Source organism: Lysinibacillus sp. fkY74-1, from assembly GCF_053165895.1.
Window position 1 is genome coordinate 3,837,042 of record NZ_CP170173.1, and the last position, 13,397, is coordinate 3,850,438.

14 protein-coding genes are annotated in these 13,397 nt (G+C 37.0%); 6 read left to right on the plus strand and 8 right to left on the minus strand.

The window, feature by feature from the left end:
- Positions 1 to 79: 79 nt before the first annotated feature.
- On the plus strand, positions 80 to 1,399 hold the full coding sequence (locus ACE1MS_RS18970) for a hemolysin family protein (protein WP_031418246.1): 1,320 nt from the start codon (positions 80 to 82) through the stop codon (positions 1,397 to 1,399).
- A 193-nt stretch (positions 1,400 to 1,592) separates the two neighbouring features.
- Positions 1,593 to 2,501, plus strand: a complete 909-nt coding sequence (locus ACE1MS_RS18975) for a cation diffusion facilitator family transporter (RefSeq protein WP_036165451.1) — start codon at positions 1,593 to 1,595, stop codon at positions 2,499 to 2,501.
- Between the two features lie 18 nt (positions 2,502 to 2,519).
- On the opposite strand, the gene ACE1MS_RS18980 is transcribed toward ACE1MS_RS18975, so the two are convergent.
- Entirely contained in the window at positions 2,520 to 3,263 is a 744-nt protein-coding gene (locus ACE1MS_RS18980; protein ID WP_447402560.1) for an effector binding domain-containing protein, read from the minus strand.
- A 63-nt stretch (positions 3,264 to 3,326) separates the two neighbouring features.
- A complete protein-coding gene (locus ACE1MS_RS18985; protein WP_447402561.1) occupies positions 3,327 to 4,253 on the minus strand; it encodes a helix-turn-helix transcriptional regulator in 927 nt (308 codons plus the stop codon).
- 571 nt (positions 4,254 to 4,824) lie between these two features.
- Between ACE1MS_RS18985 and ACE1MS_RS18990 the strand changes: the two genes are divergently transcribed.
- A complete protein-coding gene (locus ACE1MS_RS18990; RefSeq protein ID WP_012292152.1) occupies positions 4,825 to 5,946 on the plus strand; it encodes a response regulator in 1,122 nt (373 codons plus the stop codon).
- A 53-nt stretch (positions 5,947 to 5,999) separates the two neighbouring features.
- On the opposite strand, the gene ACE1MS_RS18995 is transcribed toward ACE1MS_RS18990, so the two are convergent.
- Both ACE1MS_RS18995 and ACE1MS_RS19000 read right to left on the minus strand, forming a co-directional pair.
- On the minus strand, positions 6,000 to 6,647 hold the full coding sequence (locus ACE1MS_RS18995; RefSeq protein WP_008173403.1) for a response regulator: 648 nt from the start codon (positions 6,645 to 6,647) through the stop codon (positions 6,000 to 6,002).
- A 12-nt stretch (positions 6,648 to 6,659) separates the two neighbouring features.
- A complete protein-coding gene (locus ACE1MS_RS19000) occupies positions 6,660 to 7,775 on the minus strand; it encodes a GAF domain-containing sensor histidine kinase (protein ID WP_197224064.1) in 1,116 nt (371 codons plus the stop codon).
- A 183-nt stretch (positions 7,776 to 7,958) separates the two neighbouring features.
- Here ACE1MS_RS19000 and ACE1MS_RS19005 point away from each other — a divergent pair, with 183 nt between their 5' ends.
- Entirely contained in the window at positions 7,959 to 8,384 is a 426-nt protein-coding gene (locus ACE1MS_RS19005; RefSeq protein WP_012292150.1) for a disulfide formation protein C, read from the plus strand.
- Positions 8,385 to 8,438: 54 nt separating this feature from the next.
- On the plus strand, positions 8,439 to 9,302 hold the full coding sequence (locus ACE1MS_RS19010; RefSeq protein ID WP_447402562.1) for an RluA family pseudouridine synthase: 864 nt from the start codon (positions 8,439 to 8,441) through the stop codon (positions 9,300 to 9,302).
- A gap of 24 nt (positions 9,303 to 9,326) precedes the next feature.
- Here the strand turns inward: ACE1MS_RS19010 and ACE1MS_RS19015 are convergent, their stop codons facing one another.
- Entirely contained in the window at positions 9,327 to 10,157 is an 831-nt protein-coding gene (locus tag ACE1MS_RS19015) for an aldo/keto reductase (RefSeq protein ID WP_012292148.1), read from the minus strand.
- Between the two features lie 84 nt (positions 10,158 to 10,241).
- Positions 10,242 to 10,412, minus strand: a complete 171-nt coding sequence (locus tag ACE1MS_RS19020) for a hypothetical protein (RefSeq protein ID WP_012292147.1) — start codon at positions 10,410 to 10,412, stop codon at positions 10,242 to 10,244.
- Between the two features lie 392 nt (positions 10,413 to 10,804).
- Between ACE1MS_RS19020 and ACE1MS_RS19025 the strand changes: the two genes are divergently transcribed.
- Entirely contained in the window at positions 10,805 to 11,650 is an 846-nt protein-coding gene (locus tag ACE1MS_RS19025; RefSeq protein ID WP_031418236.1) for a VOC family protein, read from the plus strand.
- 35 nt (positions 11,651 to 11,685) lie between these two features.
- On the opposite strand, the gene trmL is transcribed toward ACE1MS_RS19025, so the two are convergent.
- Both trmL and queG read right to left on the minus strand, forming a co-directional pair.
- On the minus strand, positions 11,686 to 12,159 hold the full coding sequence (trmL, locus tag ACE1MS_RS19030; protein WP_012292145.1) for a tRNA (uridine(34)/cytosine(34)/5-carboxymethylaminomethyluridine(34)-2'-O)-methyltransferase TrmL: 474 nt from the start codon (positions 12,157 to 12,159) through the stop codon (positions 11,686 to 11,688).
- 67 nt (positions 12,160 to 12,226) lie between these two features.
- Complete coding sequence (gene queG, locus ACE1MS_RS19035) at positions 12,227 to 13,360, minus strand: tRNA epoxyqueuosine(34) reductase QueG (protein WP_012292144.1); 1,134 nt, start codon at positions 13,358 to 13,360, stop codon at positions 12,227 to 12,229.
- Positions 13,361 to 13,397 lie beyond the last annotated feature (37 nt).

The window sequence follows — 13,397 nt, forward strand, 5'->3', positions numbered from 1 at the left end:
TACACTTTGTTTACTTCCCTCATTTGGGCGGGAACAAAGGAATTATTTGGACGGAGACATATTGGAGATAACCATTAGGTTGGCGGCATTCGCCCTACTAATTATAATGACAGGATTTTTCGTTGCAACAGAATTTGCAATCGTTAAAGTGAGAACTACACGTATCGATCAATTGCTCGCAGAAGGGCATAAGAAAGCGAAAAATGCAAAACGTGTTGTTTCAGATTTAGATGAGTACTTATCTGCATGTCAGTTAGGTATTACCATTACTGCACTCGGTTTAGGTTGGTTAGGTGAACCTACATTCGAAATTATTTTGCACCCAGTGTTTGAATTTCTAAATTTGAATGGTAGTATAACATCTATCCTTTCATTTATACTTGCATTCTCAATCGTTACGTTTATGCATGTTGTTATTGGGGAATTGGCGCCAAAAACATTAGCCATCCAAAAAGCAGAATTTGTCACATTAAACTTTTCTGGCGCTTTAATTTTATTCCACAACATTACGTATCCAGTCATAAAGTTATTAAACGGATCTGCCCGTGGCTTAACTGGCCTTTTCGGCTTAAAAATGATGTCAGAATCAGAAGTAGCTCATACAGAGGAAGAACTACGTATGATTTTATCGGATAGTTTAAAGGGTGGAGAAATTAATAACGCAGAATATGAATATGTAAATAGTATTTTTGAGTTCTCAGATCGCCTTGCCAAGGAAATAATGGTTCCTCGAACAGAGATTGTTGGCATTGAAAAAGAACTGACTATAAAAGAAGTATTTGATTTAATGGGTGTTGAGCAATATACTCGTTACCCGATTATTGACGGCGATAAAGACCATATTATTGGTCTAGTTAATATGAAACATTTATTAACCGCTTACATTAAAGACTCGAAAAATGGGGATAAACCAGTTATTGACTATATGCAGCCTATCATTCGAGTGATGGAAACAACGCAAATTAACGATTTATTACTCAAAATTCAACGTGAACGTATTCATATGGCCATTTTAATGGATGAATATGGCGGAACATCTGGTTTAGTGACGATTGAAGATATTATTGAGGAGATTGTCGGCGATATTCAAGATGAATTCGACGAAGATGAAATCCCGGAAGTACAAGAAATTGCAGATAATCATTTTATTTTAGATGCCAAAATGCTTCTTGAAAATGTGAATGATATGCTAGGTACTGACATAGAAGATGATGATATTGATACTATCGGTGGTTGGTTTATGACAAAACGCTTCGATGCAGTCGAAGGAGACAGCATTCAGGAGCAAGGTTATGAATTTATTGCAAAAGAATTAGATGGTCACCATATTTTATACTTAGAAGTTCTGAAGTTACCTGAAACTGATTTATCAAATGAATTTGACGCCGTTACGGAGTAAGATTTCATTGCTTTGTATGATTGAGCGTGCTACTATTAAAGGCAAACTTATATGATTCATGCTATAAATATGGGCTTTTTCTCACACCTTATATAGGTGGGAGTTAATACCGTGATAATAGATAAAAACGACTCCCTTTTAATAATAGGGAGTCGTTTTCTAATGTCAGAAAATTTTGCGAGGGGGAAACAAAATGGAGCTCTATACAAATTTACGTCAAGGGGAAAAAGGCGCTTGGTTATCCATTGGTACTTATTTAATCCTAAGCTCCATCAAACTAACGATTGGCTATATCGGCACCTCGGAGGCATTAAAAGCTGATGGTTTAAATAACACTACGGATATTATCGCATCCATCGCCGTATTAATTGGGTTACGAATTGCGCAAAGGCCACCTGACTCTAATCATCAATATGGGCATTTGCGAGCTGAAACCATTGCCTCTTTAGTAGCATCATTTATCATGCTTGTTGTTGGTCTCCAAGTTTTAATCAATTCTTTAAAAAGCTTATGGGCACCATCCGGCACAACTCCTTCCCTCTTAACCGCATTTGTAGCAATAGGTAGTGGTGCTGTCATGTATATCGTTTATCGCTATAATTTGGCACTATCTAAAAAAATAAAAAGCTCCGCTGTCAAAGCAGCTGCCTTTGATAATCGATCAGATGCATTTGTTAGTATTGGCACAGCAATAGGAATCTTTGGAGCAATTTTTGGTTTTCCAATTATCGATTCTCTTACGGCCCTTATTGTTGCTGTTTTAATTATTAAAACAGCAGTAGAAATTTTTTGGGAAGCTGTTCAAAGTCTTACAGATGCATTTGATATCGATGAAGTGGAAACGTTATCCGTCCTAATTCGGAATGTGGATGGTGTAATCGAGCTCCTAGACTTTAAAGGCCGTGCTCACGGTAATATGTACTTTATCGACATAACCGTAACTGTTGACCCTTATTTAAATGTTTTTGACAGTCACCGTATTACTGAAGAAATAGAACGTACCATCTTGCGAGAAAATCGGTTTTGTCAGGTTCTTGTGCATATCGAACCACATATTGAAATAATCCCCCCTCAAAACGATGAAAAGTCTCCTACCAGTTGATTGGTAGGAGACTTATTTTTATTTTATAGCGATATAAACTTCCACCTGCGCCTCTTGAGGGTTTGCGCAGCGTTCATCATACAATTCAAAGTCACCAGTATATGTTCGTTCCACCTTAGAATTTGCAAACCATGCCCAAATTTCTTGCCATGTTTGGATAACAATTTCTGGCATTTTCCCTTTATGTGATGTGAATACTAAATATTTAGCTGCTGGAATAGTCTTAATAACCCACTCAGGTGATGCATCATTCATCTTTGAAGCTTCTACACCAATTGTAATTGCATAATTTCCATTTACATCGGTTTCATAGTCCGAATACAAACTGTACACATTTTGATTATCCAGCTTAGATAATTGGTCAACAATATTTTTTTCATAAAAATCCTGCCATAATTGCGGGATCTTGGCTTGTGCTGTCAGTTCATTTGCATTGCTTGTTTTCGTCGAAATTCCTATGATTTGGAATGCTTCTCTTTTTATAATCTTTGGTTCTGACCACTCCTGTTTTCTCCATCTTTTTAAGCTTGGCAAAAAAGATGTAAGCATAGTACGGGCCTCGTTTGCAGGCATGCCATCTCCCTTTAGATGTGGCACACAAATATCAATCATTTCTTCAACGGTTAAATTAGGTTGTTTAAAGCTCCCCTCCTCATAACAATATGTACAATAGTCTTGATTTTTGTGACCTTCTTTTTCCGTTCCTAATAAAGCCTCATCTGTTAGAGGCATTCCACAGCTTTGACAATAGCTTTGCATCATTGTTGATTCCACCCTTCGCTTTATTTGTCCTTACTATAGCAAAGGAAACCTGACAACTGTCTGTCAACTATTATCCTGATTATATAATTGAGCAATTTCATGCGCACGTTTTTGAAGTATGTCCCTTATGTGGGGCGGCTCTAATACTTTTATGCGATTGCCAAAACTAAGTAAAAAACCGTAAAGCCACTCATCCTCTGGTATAGATATATAAATTTTGTCCTGCCCATGATCAACATATGCTACTCCAAAAGATTCTTCCACTAATGTTGTTATAGCCGTATCAAAACTAATTACTAAATCGACTACGTTTTGTGGCTGATACCATTCCTTCCCCCATGGAAGTTCACTTAAATTAATTTCCTTCCGCTCAAAGTGTAAATCTTCTTGCATTAAGTTCTTTATTCTTGCCAGTTTAAATAGACGAAAGTCCATTCTTAATGTGCAATAGCCGTATAAATACCAAGTCTTCCCTTTTTGAACTATTGTATGAGGTTCCACCACTCGCTTTGTTAACTCTCCATGCGCCGTGGTATAAGTAAAGCTTACACAATGCCTATTTTCTATAGCACTTTTTAAACTCGTAATATGTTCTTTAAACAGGATGTTTGGCCCCCATGGACTCAGATCCACAAATAAGTGGTCAATGGTTTGTGTTACATGATCATCTGCAATACTTGTTAGCTTTTCGAGAACAGCTAATGCGTGTGAATCTTCATAGGTAGTCAAAGCACTTTTAATGGCAATTGTCAGAGACGCAAGCTCTTCCTTTGTTAAAACCTGTTTATCTACACGATAGCCATCTATTAAGCTAATTCCTCCGTGCACCCCTTGTTGGCTAATAACTGGTATCCCTGCACAGCTTAGCGTTTCAATATCTCGATAAATAGTACGGACCGACACATTAAATAATTCTGCTAATTCTTGTGCTGTTACCTTTTTTCTATTGATTAATATCATTATCATTGTTAGCAGACGCTCTAATTTCATAGCGAAGCCCCTTTCTTAGAAGATCTTATTTTTTTCTCAGCAAAATGCATTTTAATTACTATCATCCTATATTTTTAAGTATTTTTTAAGTACTTTTTGAGTTTTATTTAAGACAAATGTACTATAATAACGCCTGATTAATTATTACAATCATTATACTATTTTTACAATATAAGAAAAAATATTACTTTTAAAAGTCAATCTCTTACAGCATTTAATTCCTACTAAATATAAACTGTTTCAATTTTTTATAAGAATAGTTTGATACATAAACGCCTAAACAATTATTTCAATTCTCTTAACACAAATAAAAAACTTCTTTCTTCTATATAATGAACGGCGAATACTTTCTAAGAAAGGATTTGGCGTGATGTGACACCCCCACAGGATTACTAACTCTCGCCTGTGGAAGACCTACTACAAATTGCTTTATTCTAGTATCAAATTTTTAATAGAGAAATTAAGTGATTTTATCTTTTCATGCCCTTTCAGTATATATAGAAAGCCTTTTCAACCAAAATGAACTAGAGTTTAATGGTTTTTAATTTAATTGTAAAAAGGAGAGTTTGATGTGATTCGAGCCGTTTTAATAGACAATGAACCTTTAGCTTTACATTATTTTCAAAATAAATTACAAGTATTTCAACAAATTCAGGTTATCCAAACCTTTACTAGTGTAGAAGTATTTCTTAATGAGCTGCCCTCGATAGAATTTGAGGTTCTATTCTTAGAGGTAAAACTCAAAGAACTTTCTGGACTTGAAGTAGCAGACATGATTAAAACAGAGCGTCCACATGTCAGTGTTGTTTTTATTACTTCCTATCATGAATTTGCTTTACAAGCTTATGAAATTGGTGGGCTTGACTATTTATTAAAACCTATCAGCCATGCTCGTTTAGAAAAAACGGTGACTCGTATTGAGCATGAATTTTCAATACAACAAATGCTTCAACAGGCAACTCAAACGTTATTAAACGTACAATGCTTTGATCAATTTGCTGTTTATAGCAATAAAAGCTTAGTGGCATTTAAAACCGAAAAGACGAAGGAATTGTTTGCTTATTTTATTTTGCATCCAAATATCCCGATTCACCGAGATTATTTAATTGAAATACTTTGGCCAGATTTAGATTATGTAAGAGCCAAATCAAATCTTCATACAGCTTTGTCGTACTTACGAAAAACATTAAATACAATTGGCTATGAAAACTGTATTGTTTTTTCAAATAAATACTATATTTTTGAAAAACCAAGTCTCGTGTGTGACTTATATGATTTTCAAAAACTTCATGAAGATTTTTCACGATTAGAATTTCCTTCTATATCTTTAATTCATCAATGTCTAGCAATTTATAAAAATGGTTTATTTGTATTCGATGATTATGAATGGGCAAAAGCCTATAAGGATAGATTGACGAAATCATACATAGAGTTATTAGAAAAAGGGTTCCAAACTACCGTTTTTTCAGATACTGATAAAGCAATTGAATTTTTACATGCTTTGTTAGAATATGATCCCTATAATGAACAAAAGCTTGAGCACTATTTATACACATTAATTCAGGCGGGTCTTCATGAGCAGGCGCACAAAATTTTCCTAACGTATAAACAAAAACTAAAAGAGGATTTAGCATTACCTCCAAGCTCTACTTTATTAGAGATATCAAAAAAATTATTTGTGGAAAGTAAATAACCACACTAAAAACGACGGGCTCCTACACATTGTAGAAACTCGTCGTTTTTGCTTTAGCTACCGCTTCCCTCTGTCAAACCATGCTTAACCGCATATAGAGCAGCCTGGGTACGATCTTGTACTTGTAATTTTGTAAATATATTAGAAATATGAGTTTTAACTGTTTTTTCTGTAACAAACAATGAGGATGCAATTTCTCGATTACTTTTCCCTTTTGTTAGCTCTGCCAGCACATCCTGCTCACGAGGTGTTAATGGATTTAACGAATGTGGGGCATTCTGTGCCTCCTGGCGATCCATTTCAAGTGTGGTTGTAGCCTCTGGGTGTAATGTATTTTCGCCACGCATAATGCGACGAATTGATAAAACCAATTCATCTGGCTCAATATCTTTCAATTGATAGCCTGCTGCCCCTGCCTCCATTGCAGGGACAACATGGTCCCTATCTGAAAAGCTTGTCAGCATTAAAATCTCTATTTTTGGAAATTTTGCTTTAATGCGCTTTGTCGCCTGTATGCCGTCCAACTCAGGCATCACTAAATCCATTAAAATAATATCTGGTTGGATACTTTCTGCTAATGATACGGCTTCATGTCCATTTTTTGCCTCTCCAACAACCTCAATATCTTTTTGTGTCTTTAAGAAAAACAATAATCCTCGACGCACTACGTGATGATCGTCTGCAATTAATACACGTATCATGTCCTCTCCCCCTTAGTATGGCAAGCGGATTAGCAGTTCCGTACCTTTGCCCATTTCACTTACCCAGTCAGCAGTGCCACCCACTGATTTTGCACGGTCCTTAATGGATTGTAAGCCCATTGACAATAGCTTCGTATTATTGTCAATGACAAACCCTCGTCCCTCATCGCGTATAACCAATAAAATATCTGTAGACGTGACGGTAATATAAAGTGCTGCCTCTAAAACACCAGCATGGCGTCGCACATTATTTAAAGCCTCTTGAGCTACTCGAAATAATGTCTCTTCAATGCGCGATGGAAATTGTAGGACTCCTGAAACCGTAACATGTAATTTTAAGCCAAGCATCTCAGCATATACTTTTATCGCTTCCAGTAAGCCATTTTCCAATCCCTTTGGTCGTAGCTGCCAAATCAATGCTCGCATCTCTGTAAGCGCATCCTGAGTTAAATGCTGTATCTCTTTAAATGTTTCTTTCACATCACTATCCTGTGTCATTTCAATACCAGCTCTCGCCGTTAGCGTAACCGAAAATAATAGTTGATTGACAGAATCATGTAAATCCCTTGCTAGACGGTTGCGCTCCTTTACAAGGGCCATTTCTTGCTCTTGTTTCGTCAGTAAAATTCGCTTTATAGCAGAACCCATCTGAAATGCTACTGACTCCAATAGAGCTAGCTCCTCCTCAGAAAAACGTACCGTATCCTTAGAAGCTACATTTAGTACACCAAAACGTTCCTGCCCTGATTGAAGGGGCACAGTGGCATGATGGGTAATTCCTTCATGATCCCCAACATTAGCTGCGATTGCACTTTCAATACGTTGACATTCAATAATATTAGATGCCTTTTTTAGCTCCTCATTACGATAACGAGATACACACCAGCAGCCACCTTTATTTAAATAGTGACAGTTTTTAAATTCCAATGCCTCAGGTAAATTTTCATGAACAACAAGCTCCGAGCGTCCCTTTGCATCAATAAAAAAAATCCAGCCTGTTTCAAAATTCGTGCCATTTAAAAATTGGATAAGGGCCCCTTTTAGCATCGTAACGATTTCAGTTTCTTCATTTAATAGTTCTGCAATTTCCTTTAATATACTTATATTGGAATGCTCATTTTCCTTCACGAAAACACCTCTTCTTTAGCATTACTATTATTAATGATACCATTAAGGCGTTAGGCTCGTCTTCATTAGCCGTTCATACTTTAGACTGAAATTATCTTCCTTATTTTGCGTAAGTTAATTTACATATAAAACTAGAACAACTATAATCGTACAAGTAGTGTTTTTATAAAGGGGAGAATTGATATGTCTAAAAAAGAGGAAAATGGCTTATTATTTATATGGATAGTATCTGCTGTAGCTACACTTGGTTCATTATACTTTTCTGAAATTCGTCATTATGAACCGTGTAAATTATGTTGGATACAGCGTATTTTTATGTACCCGATTGTCATTATGGCCACTGTAGCCTTTATACAAAAAAATGCCCGTATTGCTGTTACAACAGCGGTTTTTTCTGTTATCGGAGGCTGTATCTCACTCTATCATTATGGCATTCAAAAGCTTAGCTTTTTAGCGGATAGTGCCCCTTCTTGTGGCGCCGTATCATGTACAGGACAATATATTAATTGGTTAGGCTTTATTACTATCCCATTTTTAGCATTAACTGCATTTATTTTAATTGCAGGGGCAAGCTTCTATTTAATCAAAGCTACAAAAGCTGTAAAATAATCAAAAGACCGTGTTCTACCATTAGAATACGGTCTTTTCTACGGAGGAAGATCAATGTTTCTTTATGCATTTAATGAAGATAACTTAACGATTGAGGAACTTTTACGTAATCACTGGCGACTAGGTAAAAAGCTCGTACATGAATTACGTATGGCAAAAGCTATTACTTTAGAGAATGATGAACTTGTTCAATGGAATACTCCTTTACAAGTCGGCACTATTGTCAAATTTACATTCCCAATCCCAGCGTCTAGCTATAAACCAACACCTGTTTGTGCGATTGATATAGTCTATGAGGATGATCATTGCTTAATCGTATCGAAGCCAAAGGGTATGGCAACTCACCCTAATGATGACCGAGATACCCATACATGTATGAACCATGTTAGGGCACATATTCAAGAACAAGGTGGTATTTATGCAGAGCATGTCCATCGATTAGATAAAGGGACACAAGGTTTATTACTTGTAGCCAAGCATCCTTTAGCGAAATCAATTTTCGATCGAATGATTGAAGAAAAATCTATTATTCGGACATATGCAGCGGAAGTACAAGGAAATATACGCTCCTCATCGGGTACCATTTCTGAATCTATTGGTAAGGATCGCCATCACGCTTCTAGACGTGTCGTGTCGCAAACTGGACAGCATGCAGTGACCCATTATGAAGTCGTTTCACGCTACAAGAATTCTTGTGTGGTCCATTTGATTCTTGAAACTGGTCGAACACATCAAATCCGTGTACATCTAGCCTACATCGGTCATCCCATTATTGGTGATACTATGTACGGCGCAAGAGAAACTGCTAGTGGTGATTATGAACTCCATGCTATCCAATTAGAATTTGACCATCCATTTTTAAATAAACGCATTACCGTCAAGGACGAACAATCATCAAAAAATCCCGCTTCTCAATAACGAGAGCGGGATTTATATATAGAACTAAAAATCAAATTTGAAATGATCTGGATCTTGCCCAAATCGTTGATTACGATTTAATGACGCTATCTTTTCCATTTGAGTCTGTGTTAATTCAAAGTCAAAAATCTGTGCATTTTCTTCAATTCGACTTGGTGTCACTGATTTAGGAATAATTAATGTGTCATTTTGTAAATGCCAGCGTAACACTACCTGAGCAGTGGTCTTGCCGATTTCCTTGCTAATTTCTAAGATAGTAGAATCATCAAGTACGCCACCTCGCCCTAACGGTGACCATGCAGTGACAGCAATCTGATGTTCATGGCAATATGCACTTAATGCTTGTTGCTGTAAATACGGATGCATTTCCACCTGATTAACCATTGGAGCAATATTGGCCTTTGCTAGTATTTTTTCTAAATGATGCTCATGATGGTTCGACACACCAGTTGCTCGAATTAGTTTTTCATCGTATAGGCGCTCAATAGCGCGATAAGTTTCCTCAAATGTTTCTGGAACAGCCCAATGTGTCAAATATAAATCTACGTAATCCATCTTAAGTTTCTTTAGCGATACTTCAAAAGCCCGTAAGGTTTCATCATATCCTTGGTCATTATTCCATACTTTTGTGGTAACAAAAATATGCTCACGTGGTATACCTGAATAACGGATAGCTTCTCCTACCTCTGCTTCATTCCCATACAAAGATGCTGTATCGATAGCTCTATAACCAAACTTCAGCGCTGTATCGATGGATTGTAATGTTTCTTCATGATCTGTCATTTTATAAACACCTAAGCCGAAACGAGGCATTTCTACTCCATTTGATAATGTTTTCGATGATTGTAAATACACGAATCACAACCCCTTTCTTTTTCCTAGTACCATTATACAAAAAATTGGATTTAAGAAAAATAAGGAAGCTACTGTTATTTACCACTATTCATCCTTTTCCTCGATACTTTCCAATTGAATAGGATCTGCAATACGCTCATCATCCGCAAGCTCTAGACCATCACGTAAATGTTCCATTTGTTTGCCCAAATCTTTTAATTCCTTCATATCTCTCGCCATCGTACCATTTTCAATGTTTGGCACCTTTTTTTTCATACTAATCACCTCCTTAATAGTTTTCCCGATAATTATACGTTTGAACCATTTCTGACATATTTTATTCAGGTATGTCGTTTCATTTTTATAGTAGATAGGCTATACTAAATAGAGATGTCTTTATTACATGAGGAGGGTTACTTCCATGAAACTATTATTAATCATTGGTGTAACAGTTGCTTTCTTAACAGCTATTTTTACTGCTGGGTACGAAGGCGATTACAAAGCGGATAAATAATACCTCGAGAAAATCACTAAGCATTAGATATGCTTAGTGATTTTCTTTTTTGTCGACAATAAAATAACTTACTTGACTTTCAGTTATTATTAAAATAAACTAACTTACATAAAGTAACTAAATGAATAAAAATAACTTACCGGAGGTATTCTATATGCATTTTCATGAAAAACCTAACACATATGTAACAAATGTTGAAATAAAAGTAAGCGATCTTCAACGTTCTTTAACATTTTATCAAGAGGTTATTGGCTTCAACGTTTTACACCAAGAATCACATAAAGCTACTTTAACAGCAGATGGACATACTGCACTATTAACAATAGTCCAACCAGACACAGTGGAAGAAAAGCTTAGCATGACGACTGGACTTTATCACTTTGCATTACTATTACCAACTCGTCGTGATTTGGCAAATATTATAACGCATTTTCACGAAAAAGGAGTATATCTTGGGGCTTCTGATCATGCTGTCAGTGAAGCACTCTATTTAAATGATCCTGATCATAATGGTATTGAGGTATACGCAGATCGCCCTGAAAATGTATGGGATTGGCATCAGGACCAAGTGAATATGGTAACAGAGCCACTAAATATTCGATCGATTTTAGAAGAAGGTGATGGAAATTGGGATGGCCTCCCATCAGGTACAGTGATGGGACATATTCACTTATCTGTTTCGAACTTGGCAGAGGCTGAACAATTTTACACAAAGGGCTTAGGCTATGATATTGTGGCACGCTATGGTTCACAGGCATTATTTATTTCTACTGGCCGCTATCACCATCACATTGGCTTAAACACTTGGCACTCAGAAAATGCTCCAAAGCTTGGAGAAAACCAAGTAGGCTTAAAAACGTTCTCACTGCGTTTAGATAATGAAGAACAAGCATCCATGATGAAAGCAAACCTTCGCACAATTGGTGCACGTGTTATCGATATAGACGGTGGATTCCAAACTGAAGATCCAGCTGGAAATGTTGTATTATTAAAATTTTAGTAAAAAGCAGTTCTCACAAATGAGAACTGCTTTTATTAATGTAAACCTGGATATCCCTGTTGTCGTAATGCCTCATATATAACAATCGCAGCCGTATTAGATAAGTTGAGTGAACGGACATGATCACTTTGTGGAATACGCAAGCACATATTACGACGTTCATACGCAAAGTCTTTTGGCAAGCCTGTTGTTTCTTTTCCAAACATAAAGTAAATGTCACGCTCTTTATTACTAAAATCATGTGTGGTGAACGGCTCATCACTATATGTTTCGATTAAATATACATCTCCATCTCTAGAGTACTCTATAAAATCATCCAGTGAATTATGATAAACAATATTCACACTATGCCAATAATCTAAGCCTGCCCGCTTTAACATTTTATCATCGGTTGAAAAGCCTAGTGGACGAATTAAATGTAATGATGTATTTGTACCAGCGCAAGTGCGAGCAATATTTCCTGTATTCGCTGGAATTTCTGGTTGATATAAAACGATATGCAATGGCATAACGATACACTTCCTTATTATAAAAATTTCTTTAAGTGGAACTCATTTAATGGAGTGTTTTTTCTCTTCATTCATGAAAAAACTGCAAACCTTTGTGAATTTCGTTCAATACTTCTTCGTCCTGCTCATTAGCTTCCGCGTCATATAGGGCAGACTTAGCCTGTTCTCCGCCTATCTTCCCTAAAGCCCATGCTGATGTGCCTCGTATGACTGGACGATCATCGTTCTTCAAAAGGTTGATGAGATCTGGTATAGCCGCTTCCTCTTTAAAATGGGCCAGTGCAAGGATGGCATTTCGTTGAATAGGCTTTTTACCTCGCCATGAACCAGAAACGTGGCCAAACTTGGCCTTAAATTCTCTATTGGAAATCGTTAATAGTGGTGTTAATAATGGTTTGGCAAGCTCCGGATCCGGTATAAATTCATCATGAATCCAATTAATCTTCCCTTTATTTTTGGGACACACAGTCTGGCATGTATCACAACCATAGAGGCGATTACCAATGTGATTACGAAACTCATCAGGAAGTGTTCCCTTCGTTTGAGTGAGGAAGGCAATACAACGTTGTGCATCCAATTGCCCTCCTTGGATTAATGCACCCGTTGGACAAACATCCAAGCATAAGCGACATTCCCCGCACTCATCCTCCATTGGCTTATCTGGCGAGAATGGAACATTGGTTATGAGCTCTCCTAAATACACATATGACCCGAATTCAGGTGTTATAATCGAACAGTTTTTACCACTCCAGCCTATGCCTGCGCGTTCTGCTACAGCACGGTCTACAAGTGCACCTGTATCAACCATCGACTCGATACGTACACCTTCGACACGCTCCTCAAGCCAAGCAGATAATAACTTCAAACGTTCACGAATTGCTGTATGATAATCGACACCCCATGAAGCACGGCAAAATATTCCTCTTCTAGCTCCCTTTTTACCAATGGGTGCATTTTGCATACGGGAGGGATAAGCAACGGCTATCGAGACAATACTCTCTGCTTCGTTTAATAATTGAAGGGGTTCGGTACGTTTTTCAATATCACTTTCTTCAAAGCCAGACTGATAACCAAGCTCCTGCTGGCGACGCAGTCGGTTTTTTAATTCTGTAAAGGGAGCTGCTGTTGTAAAACCTATTTTATCAACGCCAATGGCTCTTGCATATGCCACAAAGTCTCGCTGTAGGTCATGTATGTTCATTTTATTTCCAACTCCTTACATGATACAATAATAGAAA